The organism is Bradyrhizobium sp. LHD-71 (genome assembly GCF_031157255.1).
GTDB lineage: Bacteria > Pseudomonadota > Alphaproteobacteria > Rhizobiales > Xanthobacteraceae > P52-10.
The window spans coordinates 170,216-191,438 of sequence record NZ_JAVIFX010000013.1; the positions used below are offsets into that span (position 1 = coordinate 170,216).

Sequence of the window (21,223 nt, forward strand, 5' to 3'; positions counted from 1 at the left end):
GCATATGAAGCATCTATTGATCGGTGGAATCGCGGCGGCTGCGGGTCTTGCAGCAATGCTTCAAAGCGCGTCAGCGCAGCAGTTCAACCTGCGCTGGGCCCATTATCTTCCGAACGGCCCGTTTCTTGAGGTCGAGGAAGGTTTCGCCAAGAAGATAGAGGAGCGCACCGGCGGCAAGGTGAAGATCACCATCGCCTATTCCGGTGCTCTCGGAGGAGCGACCGAGGTGTTCACGCTCGCCGGTCGCGGTGCGGTCGACATGGCCTCAGCGGCCCCCGGCTATTACCCCGATCAACTGCTCTTCTGGAAGGCTTCACAGATTCCGTTCCAGTTCGACACTCCCAATGAGGCGATCGCGACATTCAAGACGCTCGCCGAGGAATTTCCGGTCTTCAACGAGGAGATGGACAGGCTGAGAGTCCGTTACCTGCTCCAGCAGCCGCTCGGATCCTACTATCTGGTTGGCCCGGGCGAGAACTGCGATACGCTGGCGGGCATCTCGGGTAAAAAGATCCGTGCCTTCGGGGCCGATATTCCGAAGATCATCAGCGCCGCCGGCGCAACGCCGATCACCCTCACCACCACCGAGATGTATGAAGCTCTGCAGCGTGGGACGCTGGACTACGCTAATGCCGATATCGGCAACGTCGCGGCTCTTAGACTCTATGAGGTAGGCAAGAACATCTGTGGTCCCGTCATGACCTTCAGCGGCCACCTCGTGGTGATCGGCGAACGCACCTGGAAGCGGCTTCCGGCTGAATACCAGAAGATCTTCACCGAAGAGGCCGCCGCGGCGCAGCAGCGCTACCTCGACTGGATCGCCGAGAACGGCAGACGTGCCATCGAGACCATCGGGCGAGCCGGCGCGGTCATAAAGCCCTTCAAACCCGACGAATTCGCCAAGTGGAAGGCCGCCACGCCCGATCTTCTGCAGGGCTGGGTGGATGACGTCAGCCGCCGCGGGAAGGGCGAGGAAGCCAAGAAGGTGGCCGAGCGGTGGCGTGAGCTGATCAAGTAACGGCCCGCTTGCCCAGCACAGCCAACCGTACAAGAAAAATGGGGTGATACGTGAAGGCACTTTCCATTGTCGTCGAACGCTTGGCCTGGGTTTCCGTACTCATTGGTGGCATTGGCCTCCTGATCTCCATGATTCTCGGCGTGGCCGACGTCATCGGCAGCTATTTCAATCATCCTGTGGCCGGGGCTTACGAGTTTACCGAAAGCACCATGGTGCTCGTCGTCTTCGGTGGCCTGACCTACGCCCAGATCAAGCGCAAGCACATCAGGGTTGAGCTCCTCTACACCCACGTCCGGCCGCGGCTGCAGTCTACCATGGACATCATTGCCGGCCTGGCGGCCATCACATTCATCCTGCTTCTGCTGTGGCAGGGGATCAACGAAGCCCAGTACAGTTTGGAAATCGACGAAGCCACGTCGGGTTTGATCCGCTTCCCGCTTTATCCGGCCCGCTTCGCTCTGGTCTTCGGTGCAAGCCTGTTTTGTCTCCAGCTCATTCTCGATCTCGTCGAAGACATACAGCGTCTGGCGCAAAACCGGGGCGGGCGCGAAGAAGATCTCATGCCGGTCGACGCCGATAATCTGTGAGTTTTGGAGTCGCTAACAGTCTCGAAGGAAAGACCTGTGCTTGATCCCTCGACCGCCGGCGTGATTGTCTTCGCCGCCCTGACCTTCCTCCTCATAATCGGGACGCATATCGGGATTGCCCTGGGTCTTGCCGGCCTGCTCGGGATGTATCTCGTCATCGGGCCAGATGCGGCTTTGGCGCAGCTGGCCACGGTGCCGTTCAGCACCACCAATTCCTTCACTCTCGCCGTAATCCCACTGTTCATCCTAATGGGTGCCTTCGCCACCCAGGCCAACCTGACGCGGGACCTCTATCAGGCCGCCTACAGCTGGCTCGGACGCCTTCCCGGCGGGCTTGCCATCGCCACCACCTTCGCGTCCGCGGCCTTCGGCGCGGCATCCGGCTCGACCATCGTGAACGCCGCCGTATTCACACGGATGGCCCTGCCGGAGATGACCAAGCTCGGTTACGACAAGCGGCTGAGCGCGGGCTGCATCGCCGCCTCCGGCACACTGGCCGCCATGATCCCGCCGAGCATCCTCATGGTGGTCTATGCCGTCATAACGGAGCAGTCGATCGCGAAGATCATGCTGGCGGGCATCGTTCCCGGCGTCTTCACCGCCTTCGTGTTTGCCTTGGGCATCTATGTCATGGTGCGCCGCAAGCCGAGCCTCGCCCCTATGCCGGACTTTCGGCTGTCGCTGCGCGAACGCGTCCGCGCGCTATCCGGCGTCTGGGGCATTAGCCTGCTGTTCCTTCTGGTGATCGGCGGCATCTACGGCGGCTTCTTCACCCCCACCTATGCCGGAGCGGTCGGTGCCGCGGGCGCCATGCTTATCGTCCTCGCCCGGCGCCGGCTGGGTGCAGCAGGGCTGCTCGAAACCATCAAGGACACGGGCATCACCAGCACCACCATCTTCATCATCATCATCGGCGGCATGCTGTTTTCTCGGTTCCTGACCTATACCGACTTGGTGACCGAAATCGCGGATTACATGATCGCGTTGGATTGGCCGCCCTTCGCCTATCTCATGTCCTTCGCGATCCTGTTCCTGCTCCTGGGCATGGTGATCGAGCCGATCGCGATCATGGTGATGACGCTTCCCGTGATGTTCCCGGTCATGTTGAAGGTGGGCTACGACCCGATCTGGCTGGGCATCATCGCCGTGAAGATGGCGGAGATATCCCTGTGTACCCCGCCCGTAGGCCTCAACGTCTATGTGGTCCGCAGCGCCTCGCCCGTCCCTATGACGCTGGAGGATGTGTTCTCCGGCGTCATGCCGTTCATCGTCATGGAATTGATCGTGCTCGCCATCCTGATCATCTTTCCGGATCTCGTGCTCTTCGTACCGAACATGATGAAATAGCCGGCCAGCCAACCCAGCCCACCCCGATATCGCGAGGAGCAACCTATGCCGCTGATGAACGATCTGGCTCCGCGCAGGGTGCCAGCAGCAGTTGGAGTTCAATAATGATCGAAGAACACGGACGCTACGCCTATTCCGGCATCGACTCCCGGCCGGTCTACGACTGGCCGGACGGCAAGCGGCTCGCCGTCTACATCGCCATGAACATCGAGGTGTTCCGCTACGGCAAGGGCAAGGGCGCCGCCATAGCGCCGCCGGATCAGGCCAACAGCCACAGCGTCTATTCCTTTCGCGACTATGGCAACCGCGTGGGCTTCTGGCGGTTGATGGATCTCTTCGATCAGCTGGACCTCCCGGTGGAGCACCAGCTCAACACTGCCGTCTATGATCACTGCCCCGACATCATGGAGCGGATTCGCGCGCGCAAGGATGAGATCCTCGGCCACGGCATCACCAATTCCGACGAGCAGGGCGGGCTTCCCGAGGAGGAGGAGCGCAAGCTCATTGAGCACTGCACGGCTACCATCGAGAAACACGAGGGATCGAAGCCCCTGGGATGGATGAGCCCTTGGCTCTCCAACTCCGAAAGGACGCTCGACCTGCTGCAGGAGGCGGGCTACCGCTACACCATGGACTGGACCATGGATGACCAACCGGTCTGGGCCAAGACGCGCTCGGGCCGCATCCTGCTGATGCCTTATCCCGTCGAAAACAACGATAATCGCGCGCTGGTCTGGTATCGCTACAGCTCCGCGGAGTTCGCCGACATGATGATCGACACTTTCGACGAGATGCTGAAGCAGTCCAAGGACCGGCCGCTGGTGTTCCCGGTGTCGCTGCACCCGTTCGTGGTGGGCCGGCCTTATCGTCTGCGTGAGCTGCGCCGCGCGCTCGAGCATATCGCCAGCCGCCGCGACAAGATCTGGCTGACCCGGCCCGCGGACATCTGCCGGCACGTGGAAAATCAGCCCAAGGGAACCGTCCCCGGTGACGACATCTAGACATGAAGATCAACATCCGCGAGCTTGGCGCGAACGATCAGTACAAGGTGATGTCATCGCTGGTGGTGCCGCGGCCGATCGCGCTGGTCTCCAGCCGGTCGTCCGCCGGCATCGACAATGTCGCTCCTTACAGCCTCTTCAACATGTTCGGCGAAGCCCCTCCCGTGGTGATCCTGGGCTTACAGGACCATCACGACCGGACGGTAAAGGACACGACGGTCAACATCGTCGAGACCGGGGAATATGCGATCAACCTGGTCGACGAGGGCATTGCCCAGGCAATGAACATCTGCGCGACCGAATTCCCGGAGGACGTCAACGAAGCTGACATGGCCGGCCTCACGCTCGCGCCTTGCGATCTCGTGAAGGCATCGCGCGTCGTGGAGGCGCCGGCGACGCTGGAATGCCGCCGCATCGCGGTCGTCCAGATCGCACCGCAACGCAAGATCGCCATCGGCGAGGTGGTGATGATGCATGTCCGCGACGGCCTGATCGACCCTGGGACGCTGCGCATCGACATCAGCGCCTATAAGCCTGTCGGTCGGCTCTTCGCCAATCTCTACACGCGCACGCGCGAGCAGTTCGAGATGAAGCGACTGAGCTACGACGAATGGCTCAAGCAGAACGGCGCTGAGGGACAAGCCTGACCTGGCGCACTCCGCATTCCGGTTTGCCGGAGGAGGGCCCCAGCTTTTTGTTTGCCGTCGCTCTTATCCGAAAACCGCTTCGCACTTTTCGGAAAACGCTCTGGAGTCTTAGATCTGGTGCCGGCGCTTGAAGATACGTTCACCGCCGGTCGCGTGCACCTGATTGCCGAGAACGTGCGCGTGCTGGTCGACGAACTCAAGCCGATGCAAACCTGAACGGAAGCGATTTTGCAGGAACAGTTTACCGTGCGGGTCAACGTGCTCGGGTCAGCCGCGCGCTTAATTTGTAAGCAGTGAGAGATACTTCCCGCCATAGCTCACGAAGTCGTTAAAAAGCGTCATTTGCGAAGTGTGCGTTGCAGCATGCATAGTACGAGACAGCATCTGACATTTCGGGGAAGCCGGCATGAAGCGATTGGTCACGCGCGCGATTGGCGCAGGCGGTGCACTCGCTGTCCTCGGCGCTTTGTGGATCTATAGCTCGCGCGGCACGGAGAGCAACGCGGCGGTCGGGCAGCCCCCATCGACTCCCCCGACCGTGATGGTCGCCCAGCCGCTCTCGAAGTCGATCGTGGATTGGAACGAGTTTAGCGGGCGTTTCGAACCGTCCGCCAGCATCGAGATCCGCGCACGCGTCTCGGGCTACCTGCAATCCATCAATTTCGAAGACGGTCAACTCGTCGAGATGGGGCAGCCGTTGTTCGTCATCGATCCAAGGCCGTATCGAGCGGCCGTCGCCGAAGCGGAGGCGCGGCTGTCCAGCGCCCGCGCGCAAGTCGATCTCGCCAATCTGGAGCTTCAGCGCGCAGAACAGCTCGTTGGAAGCGCGGCGGTTTCGCGAGCAACCTACGATCAGCGCAACCAGCAAAAACGGGCGGCCGACGCCGCCTTTGAAACTGCTGAAGCCGCCCTGCAACGAGCCCGGCTCGATCTCGAGTTCACGGAGATCAAGGCCCCCGTGACCGGACGTGTGTCCAATCGCAGGGTTGATCCAGGAAGTCTCGTCGCCGGTGGCGACACCCTCCTGACCACGATCGTCAGGCTCGACCCGATCTATTTCGTCTTCGACATGAGCGAACGCGATTTCGTTGCCTATGAGCGTGCGATGAAGTCCGGGAAACTTCGCTCCATTCGGGACAAGGGCACTCCTGTTTGGGCGCGCCTGCCGGATGACGACGGGTGGCCCTATCAGGGCACGATGAACTTTGTGGACAATCGGCTTGAACTCGGGTCCGGGACGATCCGCGTGCGCGCGGTGTTGCCCAATCGCGACTCGTTCATAACGCCTGGCCAATTCGGTCGCATCCGACTGCCGTCGTCTGACGAGTATGACGGAATCCTTATTCCTGAAACGGCGCTTCTTACGGACCAAGGCGAGCGGATCGTGCTCACGGTGGGGGATGACAATGTCGTCAAGACGAAGACGGTCCAACTCGGTCCGAGCCAGCCGGGTGGACTGCGCGTCGTTCGAGAGGGACTGCGGCCGACTGATCGCATCGTCATCAACGGCCTGCTGCGCGCGCGGGCCGGCGCCAAGGTGACACCGCAGGCGGGCGCGATCGCCCAGCAGTCTCAATCCGCGTCCTGACCTCCGGGACCTCCGACTGACAGGGTGCGATCATGCGCGTCGCTCATTTCTGCATCGAGCGGCCGATCTTTGCGACGGTAAGCTCGATCCTCATCGTTCTGATCGGGATTGCGGCCTATTTCACGCTTCCCGTCGCGCAGTATCCTGAGATTGCGCCGCCGACAGTCGTGGTCCGCGCGCAGTATCCGGGAGCCTCGGCCGATGTGTTGAGCGCCACGGTTGCGACGCCGATCGAACAGGAGATCAACGGCGTCGAGAACATGCTCTATATGTCCTCGCAAGCGACCGGCGATGGGCAGTTGGCGATCACTGTTTCATTCGCACTGGGGACGAACCTCGATCAGGCGCAGGTGCAGGTGCAGAATCGCGTCGCAGTCGCGGAGCCGCGCCTGCCGGAAGATGTCCGCCGGCTCGGCGTAACGGTTCGGAAATCGTCGCCGGACCTGCTGATGGTCATCCAGCTCTACTCGCCGGACGGATCGCGCTCCCCGTTGTACATCTCCAATTACGCCACGTTGCAGATCCGCGATGCGCTGCTCCGCATCAACGGCGTTGGTGACGTGCGCCTCCCAACTGCGCGCGACTACGCCATGGTGGCATGGCTCGATCCCGACAAGGTGGCGGCACGCAACCTGACCGCGAGCGAGGTCATCGCGGCGTTACGCGCGCAGAACGTCCAGGTCGCGGCCGGCGTGCTCAACGAGCCGCCGGTTCCGAACGCAGGCGCGTTCCAGCTCAATGTCGAGACTCTGGGCCGCCTTTCCGATCCCTCGCAGTTCGAGAACATCATCGTCAAGACGGATGCAGGTGGGCGCGTGACGCGCGTGCGCGATGTCGCCCGAGTTGAACTGACGGCGCAGAGCTTCCGCGGGTCCGCCTACCTCGACGGGCTGCCGGCGCAGCCGATCCAGATCTATCAGCAGCCCGGCTCCAACGCGCTGGAAACAGCCAATCGCGTCATCGCGGCGATGCAGACGATGGGGCGCAATCTGCCGGCAGGCGTGGAATACAGCATACCCTTCAACCCGACGGAGTTCATCGCCGAGTCGGTCCACGAGGTCTACAAGAGCATCTTCGAAGCGGTAGGCCTGGTCGTCCTGGTGGTCGTCCTGTTCCTGCAGACCTGGCGCGCGGCGGTCATCCCGATCCTGGCCATCCCGATCTCGCTGATCGGCACTTTTGCCGTGATGGCGGCGCTCGGCTATTCGCTCAACAATCTTTCGCTTCTGGGTCTCGTGCTTGCCATCGGCATCGTCGTCGACGACGCGATCGTTGTCGTCGAGAACGTGGAGCGCCACCTTCGCGCCGGCCTCTCCGCGAAAGAAGCAGCTCATCGATCGATGGACGAGATCGGTGGTGCACTGATCGCCATTGCGCTCGTCCTCTGTGCCGTGTTCATTCCGGCCGCCATGATCTCAGGCATTTCTGGCCAGTTTTTCCGCCAGTTCGCCGTAACCATTGCTGCCGCGACGGCCATCTCGGCCTTCGTGTCTCTGACACTGAGCCCGGCGCTGTGCGCAATTCTGCTGAAGCCGCATGACCATGAGGAGGTCGTGCATAGACGGAACATCCTCGCACGCGGGCGCGATGGATTTTTCCGCGCCTTCAATGCGGCGTTCGATCGGATATCGATGGGCTATGGACACCTGACGAAGCGCTTCTTGCGGGTCAGCGCGCTCATGCTCGTCGCGTATGTCGGGCTTCTTGGCCTGACCGGGTGGCAGCTCGCCCTGGCGCCACGAGGCTTCATCCCCGTGATGGACCAGGGTTATTTCATCAATGCCGTGCAATTGCCGCCGGGGTCATCCCTCGCCAGGACCGATGAGGTCATGAAGAAAGTCTCCGACCGGCTGATGGCGACCGAAGGCATTGCTCATGTGGTCGCTATCGCGGGCCTCGATGGTGCAACCTTCACCAGTTCGACGAACACCGGTCTGATCTTTGCGGTTCTCACGCCCTATGAAGCCCGCTCGAAGCGCGGCCTCGATGCTGACCGGATCATTGCCTCGTTGCCGGCGCGTATGCGCGACGTGGCTGAAGCGCGCGTCATTCCGATCAAGCCTCCGTCTGTTCGCGGCATCGGCAACTCCGGCGGATTCAAGATGATGATCGAAGACAGGCGTGGCGGAACGGCGTCCGAGATCGAGGCGGTGTCGCAGCGCGTCAGTGCCGCGGCGAACCAGGCGGCGGAACTCGCGGGTGTCTTCTCGCCGTTCAACACGGCCACGCCCAAGCTCTACGCGGACATCGACCGTGTGAAGGCCGAGATGCTGGGCGTTCCGGCCAGCCGCGTGTTCGAGACCCTCGAAGTGTATCTGGGCTCGGCCTACGTCAACGATTTCAATTTCCTCGGGCGCACCTTCCAGGTTCGCGCGCAAGCAGATGGTCAGTTCAGGCAGGAACTGTCGGCGGTCGAGAACTTCAAGACGCGCAGCGATTCCGGCGCCATGGTGCCGCTGAGCTCGGTGGCAACCTTTGAAGAACGCACCGGTCCCTATCGGGTGCCGCGTTACAATCTCTATCCCGCGGCGGAAGTGCAGGGTGCGGCGGCGGCCGGCTTTTCGACCGGACAGGCGCTCGACAGAATGGAGAAGATCGCGGCCGAGACCTTGCCCGAGGGCTATAGTTTCGAGTGGACAGAGCTCGCGCTGCAGGAAAGGCTCGCCGGCAACACAGGCCTTCTGGTCTTCGCGGCCTCGGTCGTATTTGTTTTCCTGCTCCTGGCCGCCCAGTACGAAAGCTGGACGCTGCCGCTGTCGGTGATCCTGATCGTGCCGATGTGCCTGCTGGCGGCGCTCGCGGGGCTGCGGATCTTTGCGATGGAGATGAACATCCTGGCGCAGATCGGTCTGGTCGTGCTGATCGGCCTAGCGGCCAAGAACGCCATTCTGATCGTGGAGTTTGCGCGGCAGGCGGAGCACGATGGAATGAGCCGTGCTGCCGCGGCGATCCAGGCGGCGCGGGTGCGCTTGCGTCCGATCCTCATGACGTCGTTCGCCTTTATCCTCGGCGTCGTGCCGCTGGTCATCGCCACGGGCGCCGGAGCGGAGATGCGTCAATCCCTGGGCACCGCCGTCTTCTTCGGCATGCTGGGCGTGACGGCGTTTGGACTGGTGTTCACACCGATCTTCTATGTCGTTTGCCGTGCGATGGAGCGGCGGACTACGGCATCGAAGCCACACGAGGTCGGTCACCAGACCGGGGCGGCATAAGCCTAGTACTCTCCGGGCGGCGCCATGCCTGGCGCTTCGTCGTCTTCGACCGCTTGCAGGATGGCGATGACCTCGCCGATCCGGCCGGATGGCAACGTCCGGCCGGCGTTCAACAGCGCCTCATCATTCTGCATCCATGCATAGGCCTCGATGAACTCCTCCCGGGTCGCGCCCGTGGCCAGGATTTCCATCACGGCGGTGTCCTTGGCGGGCTTCAGCACGCTCACGATGTCGTCTCGGGTCAGGGCGGTCATGGTCATCTCCTGTCAGTCACGACGGTCGGCCAACGCTGGTTCCCGGGATGTGTTCAGGCGGGCCGGACGGGTCACGCCCGCGACATTGCAAATGTCACGAACGGGGCGGAACCGGGCACCGAGCCATTCGTTCATATCAAGTGGGCGTTTAAGCGCATCCGGACAAAGGGTTCGGGCCGCTGCCGACCCGAAGGTCCTTGTCCGATATGTCGCGCAAGCGAAGGACGGTGACCATGCAGATCGCCAGCTTGAAGGACATGTACATCGCCGAGCTCCAGGAGCTCGTGAGCGTCGAAGAGCAGCTCACCGAGGCGTTGGGCCGGATGGCCGTCGTGGCGTCGCATCCGGCACTGAAGGACGCCTTGATGCATCACCGCGAGGAAACGCAGGTCCAGCAGCAGCGGCTTGAAGCGATCCTGCAACAGTATGGCGCGGACGTTCGAGCCCACATCGACCAGTCGATGCAGGCGCTCCTGAACGAGACCGAAAAGATGTTCGCCATATTGCAGGGCGGCGACCTGCGCGACGCGGGACTTATCGCCTCAGCCCAGAAAATCGAACATTACGAGATGGCGGCTTACGGCACCGCGGCGGCTCTGGCCGGGCAGCTCGATCTGCGCAACGACCAGCGGATGCTGCACGACAGCCTGGAAGAGGAAAGGCGGGCGGACGCGCTGCTGACGAAGCTCGCCAAGGCGGAGGTGAACTACGACGCACTCGCGGCGTAACGCGCCGGCGCGCGTCGGCAAGGTCCGGAAGGTTTTCTCACTGAGTGCAAGGAGGACCATCATGAACGAATGGACGAACGCCAAACTTTGCGACGTGGCGAACCTGATCCTGGGAGCGATCCTGTTCTGCGCTCCGTGGCTATTCGCCTTTGACCCCGGCGTGCAATCCCAGAACGCCTGGATCAGCGGTCTTGTCATCGGCGCGCTGGCCATCGCAGCGCTTGCGGCATTTGCCGTCTGGGAAGAGTGGTTGAACCTGATCGTCGGCCTTTGGGTCGCTGTATCGCCCTGGGTGCTGGGATTCCAGGGAACGACGGCCATGACCGTGCATGTGGTCATCGGCATTCTGGTTGCGATCCTCGCGGCGATTGAGCTGTGGATGATGCATCAGCAACCGCCTCATCGGACCGCGGCCCGATAGCCCCGGCGGAGCGGGCCATAGTCGACCGCTCCATCGAGATGGTGTGCTCCGGAAACAGTACTCGGAGCACACTGTCTTGCGTAAACGAGCCTGAGAAGCCACTGATGATACGCAAACTGAAATCCGGCGAATACCGCCTCTATTCGCGCAAGAAGGATCCGCGGACCAATCGGCGGCGCAATCTCGGCACGTTCAAGTCGCGGACCGCGGCAGAAAAACACGAGCGCGCGGTGCAGTTCTTCAAACGGCACTGAGTTCGGTGACGCAGAAAGCACGAGCTGCCGCCAGCCGCCGCGCCTTCGCGCGTAGGGGCACGCGGCTCAATCCGCGTTGACCGATTCCTGCTTCGGTCGCGCTGCAACCGCTGTGCCGCTGCCGAAGATGCCGGCCAGCGTGCGGACCCGTTCTGTGTCAATATTGACAAAAGCCGTCATGCCGGCGCGCAGCGGCGGCTCGTCCGGCCGCTCGATCAGCCTCAGTCGTACAGGAATGCGCTGCACGACTTTCACCCAGTTTCCGGAAGCATTCTGCGCAGGCAGGATCGCGAACTCGGCGCCAGTCGCCGGGCTGATGCTTTCCACCTCGGCGTCCCAGATCACGTCCGGATGCATGTCAAGGACAACCGTGGCCTTCTGACCGACTGTCACGTGGGTCAGGTCGGTCTCCTTGAAGTTGGCTTCGAGCCACGGTCTTCGGTCGGTGACGAGCGCGAACAGCGGCGTCTGCACCTTCACCTGTTCGCCCGGCTGCAACTTGAAATTGACGATCGTGCCACCGTGCGACGCCTTAATCTCGGTATGCGCGAGGTCGAACGCGGCGCGATCGCGTAGCGCCTGCTTCTCGCGCACCGCGGCATAGCGATCGGTCGGCTGGTTCGGCTTGCCGCCGAGCGCCGCTTCGACGCCGGCAATCCGTTGTTGCAGGACCGCCAGACGATCGCTTGCCTCCTGCTCCTGACTGTTGGCCTGGTCCAGGCTCGCCGCAGACGTGACGCCACGTTGCGAAAGGTCGCGTTGACGTTTGGCCTGTACCTGCAAGTAGGCCAGTCGGTTCTCCGCTTCCGTGGCCTCGGCGCGGATTTCGCGCAATGACACCTTGAGCTGTTCGACGGTGGCGCGTGCGGAATCGATCTCCGCCTCCGCCTTCGCGAGCGCGAGCCGGTACGGCGCAGGATCGAGCCGCACAAGCACGTCGCCCGCGGCGACGGTCGCGTGGTCGCGCACGCGTACGTCGATGATTCGACCCGGTACTTCGCTCGCGATCTGAGTGATGTCTGCCTTGACGAACGCGTTCTCGGTCGAGGCGTAGCGGCCGCCCTGCAGCCATATAATCAGCGCGGCGACGAGCACCAGGACCGGAACGCCGATCAGCGCGACCGCCCGCAAGCCGCCTGTCATGGGGAGGCCCTGCCGTTGTGGCCGCGGCTGCGACGCAGGCCGGGTCTTGAACCGGCGGTAGCCGTTGTTTTCCGTGCTGGCGCGCCGTTCGACGTCGACACCAGGGTTCTCTTGACGCGCGACAGCAATGCCATGAGCTGCCTGCTTTCCCGGACGGAGAGGTCGGCGAGGGCATCGTCTACCGTGGCTTCCGCCACGCGCCAGATGCGTTTGTGCACCCGCTCGGCATCCGCTGTGAGGTAGACGCACTTGACGCGCCGGTCGTCTGGAGCGGCGCGGCGTTCGACCCATCCATTGGCTTCGAGCCGGTCGATCATTCGCCCGGCGGTCGCCTTTTCCACCTCCATCATGTCGGCAAGCTCGGAGTGCGATGCGCCGGGGTGGCGGTGCAGGCGGGTCAGCGCCAGCCACTGCGAGCGGGTGATGCCGAGCTTCCGCACGCGGCGATCGAACTCTGTCCGCAGCAGCCGGGCGACGTCCGAGATCACCACCCCGATATATTCGTCTGTGTTGGGCATGGGGTCGATTGTAGCCGCCGCAGAATTAGTAAGATAGGTTACTATCACGATCTTAGCGTCGCAGGCGACATGACTTCAAGCTCTGCAAGCACGGATGCCGGGAGCGCGGCCGCGACAACGTCCGCGGCGCAGCGGTTTTTGACCCTTGCCACTGTGGTACTGGGGTCTTCACTCTATGGCACCGCGCTGCTGACGACCTCAACGGTACTGCCGCAGATGCAGGGGGCGATGTCGGCGACCCAGGACGAAATCGCCTGGGCTATGACGTTCAACATTCTCGCGACCGCGGTCGTGACGCCGATGACAGGCTGGCTGGTGTCGCGTTTCGGTACGAAGCGCGTCGTGATTTGCTCGATCGGCTGCTTCACGGCGGCGACGCTGATGTGCGGGATGGCGCAATCACTCGAGATGCTAGTGCTGTGGCGCATCGTTCAGGGCGGAACGGGCGCGCCGGTGGTGCCGCTGTCGCAGTCGATCTTGTTCAATACTTTCCCCCGCCATCAGCACACAATGGTGATGTCGATCTTCGGCATGGCGGTCGCCGTAGCGCCGGTCGTGGGGCCGGTCTTCGGCGGTTGGCTCGCCGAGATCTACAGCTGGCGCTGGACCTTCTACATGCTGGTGCCGGTCGGCATCTGCGCCACGATCGGCATGAGCCTGACATTACCGTCCGACACGCGACTCTCGAAAGTTCGGTTTGACTGGACTGGCTTCCTCGCGCTGGCGACGGCGCTCGCATCAGTCCAGCTGGTGCTCGCGCGGGGTGTGCGGCTGGACTGGTTCGAATCGACCGAGATCGTGATCGAATGCCTGATCGCTGCGATCGCCTTTTACGTCTTTCTGGTGCACAGCCTCGGCGCCCGGACACCGTTCCTGAACCTGAGGCTGCTCGCCGACCGCAACTACGCGATCGGCCTGGCGCTGGTGACGATCTACGGCATGCTGAACTTCACGCCGATGGTGCTGCTGCCGCCCCTGCTGCAGCAGCATGTCGGCTTCTCGGATGCGCTGGTCGGGCAGGTGATCGGTGCGCGCGGCATCGGCATGACGATCGGTTTCATGACTGCGGGCCTGATGGCCCGGATCGATCCGCGGATCAGCATGGCGTTCGGCTTCGGCCTGCAGACCATCGCAGGGGCTTGGATGCTGACGTTTGACCTCAACGTGACGATGGAGATTCTGGTCGTCAACAGCGCCATTCAAGGCTTCGCCGTCGGCGTGGTGTGGGTGCCGATCACAGTGGTCGCATTCGAGACCCTTGAGCCAAGGCACATCGCGGAGGCCTCATCGATCTTTCATTTGCTGCGCAACATCGGTTCCAGTTTCTTCATCTCACTGTCGATCGCCGAGATTGTGTATGCGACTGGCGCCAACTACAGTCGTATGACCGAGATGATCACGCCCTATAACGATGCGCTGACGATGCCGGCGGTGATCGGTGCCTGGGCTTTCGACACAGTGCCGGGCCTCGCCCGGGTCGCGAAGGAGATCGCGCGCCAGGCGGCGATGATTGGCTATCTCAATGCCTTCATGATGTATACGGCGACCTCTGCGCTCGCGGTCGTGTTCGTCTTGCTGATCCGCCGGCGCCGGGCGAAACCCGAATGAAGCGTAGCGCGAGATGATGGTGGGTTTTCCCGCCGTCTTCACGTCATTTACGATCGCTGCCAGGCCTGGGTGTCGGCCGAGCACAAGCTGTCGACCGGTGCGAATCCGCTTTCGCGCAAGTACACCTGCAATCGCTCGATGCCCTCCGTGCCGATCACGTCCGGATGAACCTCGAGAATAATCGTGCGGATTCCCGTAAGCGGGCACGCGGGCAGAAGCTCGTCCTCCATCCCTTCGACGTCGATCACGAGAACCGAAGGTCTGACGGCGCCGACGACTTTCGAGATGGCGTGCATTGGAGTGGCAATGGTGCGGCCGTCGAAACATCGGCGGCCGCTTGCACCGAGCCAACTGTCGGGCGCGACACGCAGGTCGAGCGTACCGTCGTCGATACCGACCGCAGCGTTGACAAGTTCCACAGGAAGGTCGTTCAACGCGAAGTTCTCCCGTGCGATCCTTGCGGCATCCGGGTTGGGCTCGAACGCTTTCACATTCGCAGCGCCGACGATCCTTGCCGCGGTCAAGGCCACGAGGCCGACACAGCTTCCGATTTCCAGCACGCGATCTTCGCTTTGCAAGAGACCGGCCACCGCGCAACGCTCCGGCATCTCATAGTCGCCGCGTACAAGCATTTGCGAGACATGCTTGGGAATATCCCGCCGATAGGCGATCAAGCGTAAGCCGTCGATCGTCACGTGACGCGTGCGCATCATTCGGCGGAGCCGATAGAGCCACGTAGGTGTGCGCCGAATTGAAGCTGAGCGGGACATTTCGAAGTTTGCGCAAAAACTGCCAGAGGATCGACGCGATGCGATATCGCGCTCGAATGAGCTAACGCTCCAAGCAGCCACCGGTGCGGCGACAACGCACGGCGTTAAAGGGAAGCTTTTCTGCAAAAAAGCATGGTCGTTGCGGAACCTAGGAACCTCTCTCTCGTTCTGCCTCTGCAAGCGGAAAGTTCCAGGGCACCGCGAACACAACGTCGCTATTGAACAATGTCGCTGTTGAAATGGGCTGTCATCTTCGTCGTGGTTTCTCTGTGGCCGCCTGTTCGGATTTTCCGGGATCTCAGAAGCAGGCGCCGATATCGCACGCGTCCTGTTCTACATCGTCATCGTCATCGTTCTCATTCTGCTCATCCTCGGCTTGACGATATCCAGGAACGTCTCGGGATGACTGCAGCATAGCAATCAAGAGCGATCGAGTTTGAAAAGCGGCCGGGCGCCAAGCAGGCGTTCCGGAACGCGCAAAAAGGAGCGGCATCAACCGATTATCTGGAGAAGAGCTATGGCCAAGAAAGCCGGCAAGCGGAAATACTCAAAAGGCGCCGCAAAGAAGGTGAAGCGTGCGATGAAGGAGCGCAAGGCGGGGACCTTGCGCTCCGGCCGCAGCGGCAAGAAGGTCAAGAGCCGCAAGCAGGCGATTGCGATCGGTCTGTCAGAAGCACGTCGTGCCGGCGCGAAGGTGCCGAAGAAGCGCAAATCGAAGAAGCGGAAGTCCTGACGCCGCCGACGGAGCGCGTCTGCTGCCCGTAGGGCCGTCAGGGCGTTGGGTCCATGACAGCCCACGGGCGCGCTCACTCATTCGTCAAGCTGCTTGTCGTGTGTGTGGCTTTGATACTGGTCGCTCTGGATGCGCCTGCCGTCCTGACCGCGGGCTGCTGAGCGACTGACCTTGTCACGATTCGAGAGTACGTCGTTCTCGCCGAGCATGCCTTCCGGAATCTCCGTCATCGCGCCGACGCCGGATCCCTTGCTGCGAGCCGGCGGCCCTACGCCCTTTTTGCCTTCCTTCTTCATCGTGAACTCCCTGTCCGTTTTGCAATGAGATGGCGCGAAAACCGCTGCCGTCGTGAGCGGACGTCGGAGCGGCTTCCGGCCGAGGCTAATCCTGCTTCTGCTGTGCGGGCTCCGGCGTTTGCGGCTTATGGCCGTCCTGTGTCCGCCGATTGTGCTTGTTATGATCGCTCTCCTGGTTCATGCCGCCGGAACTGATCGGAAATTCGCTCTGCCGAGCATTACGGCGCAGCGCCCTGGCAGACTTGGCGACCGCATCGGCCTGCTTTTCCGCATCCGATCGCGTGGGCGATGGAACATCGGCCTTGCGTTCCAGGATGCGCTTGTGCTGTTCGTGAGTCTTGTTGCCCTGCATGGCGCAACTCCTTGCTGGTTGCTTACAGGGGATCAATCGACCGCCGTTGCGATCGTTCCGCTCAACTGAGTGGGGTTCCCGCTCGCGAGAGAGTCCTGATCGCGGGCTCCGTTACCGATGATGGTCGATGTAGCCGAGCGCGAGAAAGTGATCGATGCTGTCCGGATGCGCATGCTCATAGGCGGTGATCGCGCGGTTTGCGAGCGCGATCTTGTGACGCTCGCCTTGCTCAAGCAGATTCATGATTTCGACGGCGAGGAACGTCTGCGTGGCGAACTCGTCCGCGACATCATGGGTATTCCTGATGAAGTGCCACGCGATGGAGAAGGCTTCCTCGGCGGCCTGTTCGTGCAGGGCTTGAGTGGCGGATCGGCCGTACATGAGAACCTCCGGAAGGTGAAATCCGGGCGACCGCCCCCAGTTCCGATGATCGCTACGCCAACGCGGTCGGCTTCTGCGGGTGAGCGGTGCGCGGGTGGCGGTCGTGCAGGAAGACCGCGAGGTCGTGCCGCACCTGATCGTCGTGCGGCACCGCGGTCTCGAACAGCTGCTCCTGGACGTCCCGCGGCAGGTCCGGCCAGAGCCGCAAGGCGGCGCGTCCTGCCAGCAAGGCGAAGCTGCTTTCCGAATCGTTCATGCCGAAACCTCCATCCGCGCTGCCTGGCTGCTTCACCCGCATTGCTCGCTCCCTCGGTTCGGTTTTCCGCGATCTTCGACGATAACGACGATTTGCAGCGCGGGTTCCCGGCCGCCAGAATCAGCTCAGAAGTGACGCCGGGCTGACGATCTTCTGCCTCAGCTGGTCGAGCGTGCATTGCTGCGCCTTCTTGTCCGGCCGCCAGCGCAGGATGCGTGTGCCATGGCGGAAACGCCCGCCGGTGAAGTGATCGTACGAGACCTCGACGACGAACCGTGGCTTCAGCGGCGTCCACTCGGCCGACCGCCGTGTCGACCAGCGGCTAGGGCCGCCTGGCGCCCGTCCGGTGAAGCTCTTCTCTGCGATGTACGCCGTCAGCTTGTCCGTGAGTCTGGCTTTTTCCGCCGTTTTGATCGCGGACGTAAAGCCGACATGATGCAGCAGGCCATCGTCGTCATAGAGGCCGAGCAGCAGCGATCCGACGACACTGCGCCCGTTCAGCTTGTTCTCCGCGTAGCGAAAGCCGCCGATGACGCAGTCGGCGCTGCGATAGCGCTTGATCTTCTGCATGGCATCGCGCGTGCCGGGGCCGTAGGGCACATCGAACCGTTTGGCAATCACGCCGTCGAAGCCGCCGCCGGCCATCTTCAGCCAGTGCATGGCCTTGCTGCGATCGGCGGTGATCGACGACAGGCGAAAGCTGTCATTTGTCTTGAAGAGCCTTGCGAAGCGTTCGAGCTCCACGCGACGCTCGGCGAGACGCCGCCCGGTGAGATCCGCTGGTCCGGCCGCAAGCAGGTCGAAGGCGATGAACAGGGCAGGAGTTTCCTCTGCAAGCCTTGCGACCCGCGATGCAGCGGGGTGAATGCGCTGAAGCAAGGCGTCGAATGAGAATGTGTTGCCGTCAGGCACGACGATTTCGCCGTCAAGTACGAAAGTCTGCGACTTGATCTTCAGCGCAGCCTCGACCAGCTCGGAAAAATAGCGCGTGAGATCTTCGCCGCTCTTCGACCGCAGCGCGGCGGTGTCGCCGTGCCGGACGAGGATGCAGCGAAACCCGTCCCATTTCGGTTCGAACCGCCATTGCTCGCCGGACGGGAGTGCATCGACCGAGCGCGCTTCCATCGGCTCGATGGTGGGCATGCGGACACGCTTCGCTTTCATCTTGCCCGGGCGCGCGCGGGGCGCCATCTGGCTGCTCCATTGCGTCGAAGTGGAACCTTAACCGTCGCGGCAACGTTTCGTTGCATGCCCAACGTCAAGACCAGGCTGGCGAAGTATCGCGCCAAGCGCGATTTTTCGAAGACGGATGAGCCCAGTGGCCGGCTGAGGGTTTCAAAGGGAGTGCGCCGCCGGTTCGTCATTCAGAAGCATGCGGCCACGCGCCTGCACTACGATCTGCGGCTCGAATGGGAAGGGGTCTTCAAATCCTGGGCCGTCACCAAGGGACCGTCGCTGGACCCGCGCGACAAGCGTCTGGCTGTCGAGGTCGAAGACCATCCGCTGGATTACGGAGATTTTGAAGGGACGATTCCGAAGGGCCAGTATGGCGGCGGCACGGTGATGCTGTGGGATCGCGGCTATTGGGAGGGCGACGATCCGGAACGCGGTTTCAAGAAGGGTGAGCTCAAGTTCACGCTCGACGGAGAGAAGCTGCAGGGCGGCTGGGTTCTCGTGCGCCTGCGCCACGATCGGAGCGGCGGTAAGCGCACCAACTGGCTGCTGATCAAGCACCGCGACGAGGCTGCGCGCGAAGGAAAGGCGAACGATATCCTCGAGGAGGACCGCTCCGTCGCGTCGGGACGCTCGATGGACGAGATCGCGGCCGGAAAGGGCCGGCGGCCACGCCCGTTCGTGCTGAAAGGCAAGGGCAAGGTCTCCGCCAGCGCATCCTGGGATTCCAGTTCAGGTCTGGTGGCGCAGTCCCGCGGCGCCGCGCGGCGGCAGACAGTGAAGCGCGGCGCGACGCGTGCCGCGAAATCACGCAAGAAGCCTGCGCGCAAACGCAAGAAAGCTGCGGCCGCTCTTCCGTCCTTCATTGCGCCGCAGCTCAGCCGGCTTGTTGACCGGCCGCCGGGCGGCTCGGACTGGGTTCATGAAATCAAGTTCGACGGATATCGCGTGCAGTTGCGCGTCGACGATGGCGATGTGACGATCAAGACGCGCAAGGGGCTGGACTGGAGCGAAAAGTTTCCGGAGATCGTTGACGCAGCCCGGCGTCTGCCCTCGTGCATCATTGACGGTGAAATCGTCGCGCTCGACGGCAACGGCTCGCCCGATTTCGCAGGCCTGCAGGCGGCGCTGTCCGACAAGCGGACGAAGGGACTGATTTTTTTCGCCTTCGACCTCTTGTTCGACGACGGCGTCGATCTTCGCGACGACCCGCTCACGGCACGAAAGGCCCGGTTGCAGGAGATCGTGCGGACGAAATTTCGAACCAGGGATAGCGCGATCCGCTACGTGGAGCATTTCGAAAGCAGTGGAGATGCCGTTCTCAAGTCCGCGTGCCGGATGTCGCTCGAAGGGATCATCTCCAAGCAGGCGGATGCGCCGTACCGGTCAGGCCGCACCGATAGCTGGACAAAGGCAAAGTGCCGCGCCGGGCACGAGGTGGTGCTGGGCGGCTGGCGCGCGAATGCAGGCAAGCTTCGCTCGTTGATGGCCGGCGTCTATCGCGGCGACCATTTGGTCTATGTCGGGAACATCGGCACGGGCTTCGGTCAGGACGTCGTCCGGCGCCTGATGCCGCGGTTGAAGGCGGCCGCATCGTCGACCAATCCGTTTGGCGGCGAGACTGCTCCGAAGAAGAAAGCCGATATTCACTGGCTCAAGCCGAAGCTTGTGGCGGAGATCGAGTTTGCCGGATGGACCGGTGGCGGCAACATCCGACAGGCGGCCTTCAAGGGATTGCGTCAGGACAAGCCTGCCAAGGAGGTGGAGGCCGAGATGCCTTCCGCCCACGCCGAGATCGCCAAGCCGGCGGCCGCAAAGAGCAGCGCCGCACGAGGTGCTGGCGCGAGCGGGGCGAACGCGGTCGTCATGGGCGTCCCCATCAGCAAGCCGGACAAGGTTCTCTGGCCCGCGGCGGACGGCGAGGAGCCGATCACGAAGATCGGGCTCGCACAATACTTTGAAGCAGTGGGCGACTGGATGATCGAACATATCCGCGGACGGCCTTGTTCGATCATCCGTTATCCCGATGGAATCGAGGGCGAGCGCTTCTTCCAGCGCCACGCGATGAAGGGCGCGTCGAACCTTTTCGAGCTCACGATCGTGTCCGGCGACCGCCAGCCATATCTGCAGTTCGATCGCGTGGAGGCACTGGCGGCCGTCGCGCAGAGCGCGGGTCTCGAACTGCATCCATGGAATAATCAGCCGGGCAATCCGGCTCTGCCGGGACGCCTGGTCTTCGATCTCGACCCGGCGCCTGATGTCGGGTTCGATCAGGTCATCGATGCCGCGCACGAGCTGCGGGACAGGCTGCAGGATCTTGGCCTGGTCTGCTTCTGCAAGACCACGGGCGGCAAGGGGCTGCACGTGGTGACGCCGCTCGCCAAGCCGCGCAAGGGCCAATCGCTGGCCTGGTCCGCGGCGAAGGCTTTCGCGCGCGAAGTCTGCCTGCAGATGGCCGGAGATTCCCCGGAAAAGTATTTGATCAACATGTCGAAGCATCGGCGAAAGGGAAAGATTTTCCTCGACTACCTGCGCAATGACCGGATGTCGACCGCGGTGGCGCCGCTTTCTGCGCGCGCTCGCGACGGCGCACCGGTCTCCATGCCGCTGACGTGGGGGCAGGTGCGGGCAGGACTCGATCCGTTGAAATTCAACATGCACACGGTGCCCCGGCTCTTGAAGAAGATGTCGGCATGGGCCGAGTATTGCGACAGCGAACGGTCGGTGATCGATGCGATGGTCCGCCTGCAGGGCCCCCGCGGCAGGGCGCTCGCGGCGTAGCTCGCCGGGGAACCGTGACCATTCTCCGCGAATTTGACTGGATCTGCGCTAGTGTCCCGAATCCGAAGTTCGCTATACTTTGCAGCGAGCTCAGAGCGAACTTCGGATTCGATCAGGACACTAGCAAGTTTATGATTCTAGTGTCGTTTATGGAT

General features: G+C 62.5%; 21 protein-coding genes and 2 pseudogenes. 14 read left to right on the forward strand and 9 right to left on the reverse strand.

All coding sequences use genetic code 11. From position 1 onward, the window contains the following. The first annotated feature begins 4 nt into the window (after positions 1 to 4). The 7 genes from dctP to RCO31_RS16365 all read left to right on the forward strand — a co-directional run bounded on the left by dctP (position 5) and on the right by RCO31_RS16365 (position 9,400). Complete coding sequence (dctP, locus tag RCO31_RS16335) at positions 5 to 1,018, forward strand: TRAP transporter substrate-binding protein DctP (protein WP_308969477.1); 1,014 nt, start codon at positions 5 to 7, stop codon at positions 1,016 to 1,018. A gap of 50 nt (positions 1,019 to 1,068) precedes the next feature. Further along, positions 1,069 to 1,605, forward strand: coding sequence for a TRAP transporter small permease (locus RCO31_RS16340; protein WP_308969478.1), 537 nt, complete (start codon positions 1,069 to 1,071; stop codon positions 1,603 to 1,605). Between the two features lie 36 nt (positions 1,606 to 1,641). Next, positions 1,642 to 2,952 (forward strand): TRAP transporter large permease, encoded by a 1,311-nt coding sequence (locus RCO31_RS16345; RefSeq protein ID WP_308969479.1) that lies wholly within the window; start codon positions 1,642 to 1,644, stop codon positions 2,950 to 2,952. Between the two features lie 104 nt (positions 2,953 to 3,056). Then, complete coding sequence (locus tag RCO31_RS16350) at positions 3,057 to 3,953, forward strand: polysaccharide deacetylase family protein (RefSeq protein ID WP_308969480.1); 897 nt, start codon at positions 3,057 to 3,059, stop codon at positions 3,951 to 3,953. Between the two features lie 2 nt (positions 3,954 to 3,955). After that, entirely contained in the window at positions 3,956 to 4,600 is a 645-nt protein-coding gene (locus RCO31_RS16355) for a flavin reductase family protein (protein WP_308969481.1), read from the forward strand. A gap of 406 nt (positions 4,601 to 5,006) precedes the next feature. After that, positions 5,007 to 6,188 (forward strand): efflux RND transporter periplasmic adaptor subunit, encoded by a 1,182-nt coding sequence (locus tag RCO31_RS16360; protein ID WP_308969482.1) that lies wholly within the window; start codon positions 5,007 to 5,009, stop codon positions 6,186 to 6,188. 32 nt (positions 6,189 to 6,220) lie between these two features. Continuing rightward, positions 6,221 to 9,400, forward strand: a complete 3,180-nt coding sequence (locus RCO31_RS16365; protein WP_308969483.1) for a multidrug efflux RND transporter permease subunit — start codon at positions 6,221 to 6,223, stop codon at positions 9,398 to 9,400. Between the two features lie 2 nt (positions 9,401 to 9,402). On the opposite strand, the gene RCO31_RS16370 is transcribed toward RCO31_RS16365, so the two are convergent. Beyond that, the gene (locus tag RCO31_RS16370; protein WP_308969484.1) at positions 9,403 to 9,654 is read right to left on the reverse strand and encodes a hypothetical protein; all 252 of its coding nucleotides are present in this window, start codon (positions 9,652 to 9,654) and stop codon (positions 9,403 to 9,405) included. 233 nt (positions 9,655 to 9,887) lie between these two features. Here RCO31_RS16370 and RCO31_RS16375 point away from each other — a divergent pair, with 233 nt between their 5' ends. The 3 genes from RCO31_RS16375 to RCO31_RS16385 all read left to right on the forward strand — a co-directional run bounded on the left by RCO31_RS16375 (position 9,888) and on the right by RCO31_RS16385 (position 11,057). Further along, positions 9,888 to 10,382 (forward strand): DUF892 family protein, encoded by a 495-nt coding sequence (locus RCO31_RS16375; protein WP_308969485.1) that lies wholly within the window; start codon positions 9,888 to 9,890, stop codon positions 10,380 to 10,382. Positions 10,383 to 10,443: 61 nt separating this feature from the next. After that, positions 10,444 to 10,803, forward strand: a complete 360-nt coding sequence (locus tag RCO31_RS16380; RefSeq protein ID WP_308969486.1) for an SPW repeat protein — start codon at positions 10,444 to 10,446, stop codon at positions 10,801 to 10,803. Between the two features lie 104 nt (positions 10,804 to 10,907). Beyond that, positions 10,908 to 11,057, forward strand: a complete 150-nt coding sequence (locus tag RCO31_RS16385; protein ID WP_308969487.1) for a hypothetical protein — start codon at positions 10,908 to 10,910, stop codon at positions 11,055 to 11,057. A gap of 66 nt (positions 11,058 to 11,123) precedes the next feature. Here the strand turns inward: RCO31_RS16385 and RCO31_RS16390 are convergent, their stop codons facing one another. Then, a complete protein-coding gene (locus tag RCO31_RS16390) occupies positions 11,124 to 12,200 on the reverse strand; it encodes an HlyD family secretion protein (protein ID WP_308969488.1) in 1,077 nt (358 codons plus the stop codon). Further along, positions 12,197 to 12,718 carry a MarR family transcriptional regulator gene (locus RCO31_RS16395; protein WP_308969489.1) on the reverse strand — a complete coding sequence of 174 codons (522 nt, stop codon included), beginning with the start codon at positions 12,716 to 12,718 and terminating at the stop codon, positions 12,197 to 12,199. Before RCO31_RS16395 ends, RCO31_RS16390 begins: the two co-directional genes overlap by 4 nt. Positions 12,719 to 12,856: 138 nt before the next feature. On the opposite strand from RCO31_RS16395, the gene RCO31_RS16400 reads away from it, so the two are divergent. Continuing rightward, positions 12,857 to 14,326 (forward strand): DHA2 family efflux MFS transporter permease subunit, encoded by a 1,470-nt coding sequence (locus RCO31_RS16400; protein ID WP_308969490.1) that lies wholly within the window; start codon positions 12,857 to 12,859, stop codon positions 14,324 to 14,326. A gap of 47 nt (positions 14,327 to 14,373) precedes the next feature. On the opposite strand, the gene RCO31_RS16405 is transcribed toward RCO31_RS16400, so the two are convergent. Next, entirely contained in the window at positions 14,374 to 15,276 is a 903-nt protein-coding gene (locus tag RCO31_RS16405; RefSeq protein ID WP_308969491.1) for an FkbM family methyltransferase, read from the reverse strand. A 45-nt stretch (positions 15,277 to 15,321) separates the two neighbouring features. Between RCO31_RS16405 and RCO31_RS16410 the strand changes: the two are divergent. Together RCO31_RS16410 and RCO31_RS16415 are read left to right on the forward strand one after the other, a co-directional pair. Continuing rightward, a pseudogene (locus tag RCO31_RS16410) lies at positions 15,322 to 15,502 on the forward strand (DUF1328 domain-containing protein). Between the two features lie 111 nt (positions 15,503 to 15,613). After that, positions 15,614 to 15,814 (forward strand): annotated as a pseudogene (locus RCO31_RS16415) (DUF6496 domain-containing protein); the annotation flags it as partial. A 92-nt stretch (positions 15,815 to 15,906) separates the two neighbouring features. Here RCO31_RS16415 and RCO31_RS16420 read toward each other — a convergent pair. From RCO31_RS16420 to RCO31_RS16440, 5 genes are all read right to left on the reverse strand, one after another. Beyond that, positions 15,907 to 16,125 carry a hypothetical protein gene (locus RCO31_RS16420; protein WP_308969493.1) on the reverse strand — a complete coding sequence of 73 codons (219 nt, stop codon included), beginning with the start codon at positions 16,123 to 16,125 and terminating at the stop codon, positions 15,907 to 15,909. 85 nt (positions 16,126 to 16,210) lie between these two features. Then, positions 16,211 to 16,477, reverse strand: a complete 267-nt coding sequence (locus RCO31_RS16425; protein ID WP_308969494.1) for a hypothetical protein — start codon at positions 16,475 to 16,477, stop codon at positions 16,211 to 16,213. A gap of 111 nt (positions 16,478 to 16,588) precedes the next feature. Further along, on the reverse strand, positions 16,589 to 16,858 hold the full coding sequence (locus RCO31_RS16430; RefSeq protein ID WP_308969495.1) for a hypothetical protein: 270 nt from the start codon (positions 16,856 to 16,858) through the stop codon (positions 16,589 to 16,591). Positions 16,859 to 16,910: 52 nt separating this feature from the next. Next, positions 16,911 to 17,114, reverse strand: coding sequence for a hypothetical protein (locus RCO31_RS16435; RefSeq protein ID WP_308969496.1), 204 nt, complete (start codon positions 17,112 to 17,114; stop codon positions 16,911 to 16,913). Between the two features lie 120 nt (positions 17,115 to 17,234). Next, positions 17,235 to 18,257: an ATP-dependent DNA ligase gene (locus tag RCO31_RS16440; protein WP_308969503.1), complete on the reverse strand. Its 1,023-nt coding sequence runs from the start codon at positions 18,255 to 18,257 to the stop codon at positions 17,235 to 17,237. Between the two features lie 105 nt (positions 18,258 to 18,362). On the opposite strand from RCO31_RS16440, the gene ligD reads away from it, so the two are divergent. Then, on the forward strand, positions 18,363 to 21,068 hold the full coding sequence (ligD, locus tag RCO31_RS16445) for a DNA ligase D (protein ID WP_308969497.1): 2,706 nt from the start codon (positions 18,363 to 18,365) through the stop codon (positions 21,066 to 21,068). The last annotated feature ends 155 nt before the right edge of the window (positions 21,069 to 21,223 follow it).

What these genes read in the sequence shown, in the direction of transcription:
- dctP (WP_308969477.1), top strand. Translation starts at nt 5, where the DNA reads ATGAAGCATCTATTGATCGGTGGAATCGCGGCGGCTGCGGGTCTTGCA.
- RCO31_RS16350 (WP_308969480.1), top strand. Translation starts at nt 3,057, where the DNA reads ATGATCGAAGAACACGGACGCTACGCCTATTCCGGCATCGACTCCCGG.
- RCO31_RS16355 (WP_308969481.1), top strand. Translation starts at nt 3,956, where the DNA reads ATGAAGATCAACATCCGCGAGCTTGGCGCGAACGATCAGTACAAGGTG.
- RCO31_RS16360 (WP_308969482.1), top strand. Translation starts at nt 5,007, where the DNA reads ATGAAGCGATTGGTCACGCGCGCGATTGGCGCAGGCGGTGCACTCGCT.
- RCO31_RS16365 (WP_308969483.1), top strand. Translation starts at nt 6,221, where the DNA reads ATGCGCGTCGCTCATTTCTGCATCGAGCGGCCGATCTTTGCGACGGTA.
- RCO31_RS16370 (WP_308969484.1), bottom strand. Translation starts at nt 9,654, where the DNA reads ATGACCGCCCTGACCCGAGACGACATCGTGAGCGTGCTGAAGCCCGCC.
- RCO31_RS16375 (WP_308969485.1), top strand. Translation starts at nt 9,888, where the DNA reads ATGCAGATCGCCAGCTTGAAGGACATGTACATCGCCGAGCTCCAGGAG.
- RCO31_RS16380 (WP_308969486.1), top strand. Translation starts at nt 10,444, where the DNA reads ATGAACGAATGGACGAACGCCAAACTTTGCGACGTGGCGAACCTGATC.
- RCO31_RS16385 (WP_308969487.1), top strand. Translation starts at nt 10,908, where the DNA reads ATGATACGCAAACTGAAATCCGGCGAATACCGCCTCTATTCGCGCAAG.
- RCO31_RS16390 (WP_308969488.1), bottom strand. Translation starts at nt 12,200, where the DNA reads ATGACAGGCGGCTTGCGGGCGGTCGCGCTGATCGGCGTTCCGGTCCTG.
- RCO31_RS16395 (WP_308969489.1), bottom strand. Translation starts at nt 12,718, where the DNA reads ATGCCCAACACAGACGAATATATCGGGGTGGTGATCTCGGACGTCGCC.
- RCO31_RS16420 (WP_308969493.1), bottom strand. Translation starts at nt 16,125, where the DNA reads ATGAAGAAGGAAGGCAAAAAGGGCGTAGGGCCGCCGGCTCGCAGCAAG.
- RCO31_RS16425 (WP_308969494.1), bottom strand. Translation starts at nt 16,477, where the DNA reads ATGCAGGGCAACAAGACTCACGAACAGCACAAGCGCATCCTGGAACGC.
- RCO31_RS16430 (WP_308969495.1), bottom strand. Translation starts at nt 16,858, where the DNA reads ATGTACGGCCGATCCGCCACTCAAGCCCTGCACGAACAGGCCGCCGAG.
- RCO31_RS16435 (WP_308969496.1), bottom strand. Translation starts at nt 17,114, where the DNA reads ATGAACGATTCGGAAAGCAGCTTCGCCTTGCTGGCAGGACGCGCCGCC.
- RCO31_RS16440 (WP_308969503.1), bottom strand. Translation starts at nt 18,257, where the DNA reads ATGCCCACCATCGAGCCGATGGAAGCGCGCTCGGTCGATGCACTCCCG.
- ligD (WP_308969497.1), top strand. Translation starts at nt 18,363, where the DNA reads ATGCCCAACGTCAAGACCAGGCTGGCGAAGTATCGCGCCAAGCGCGAT.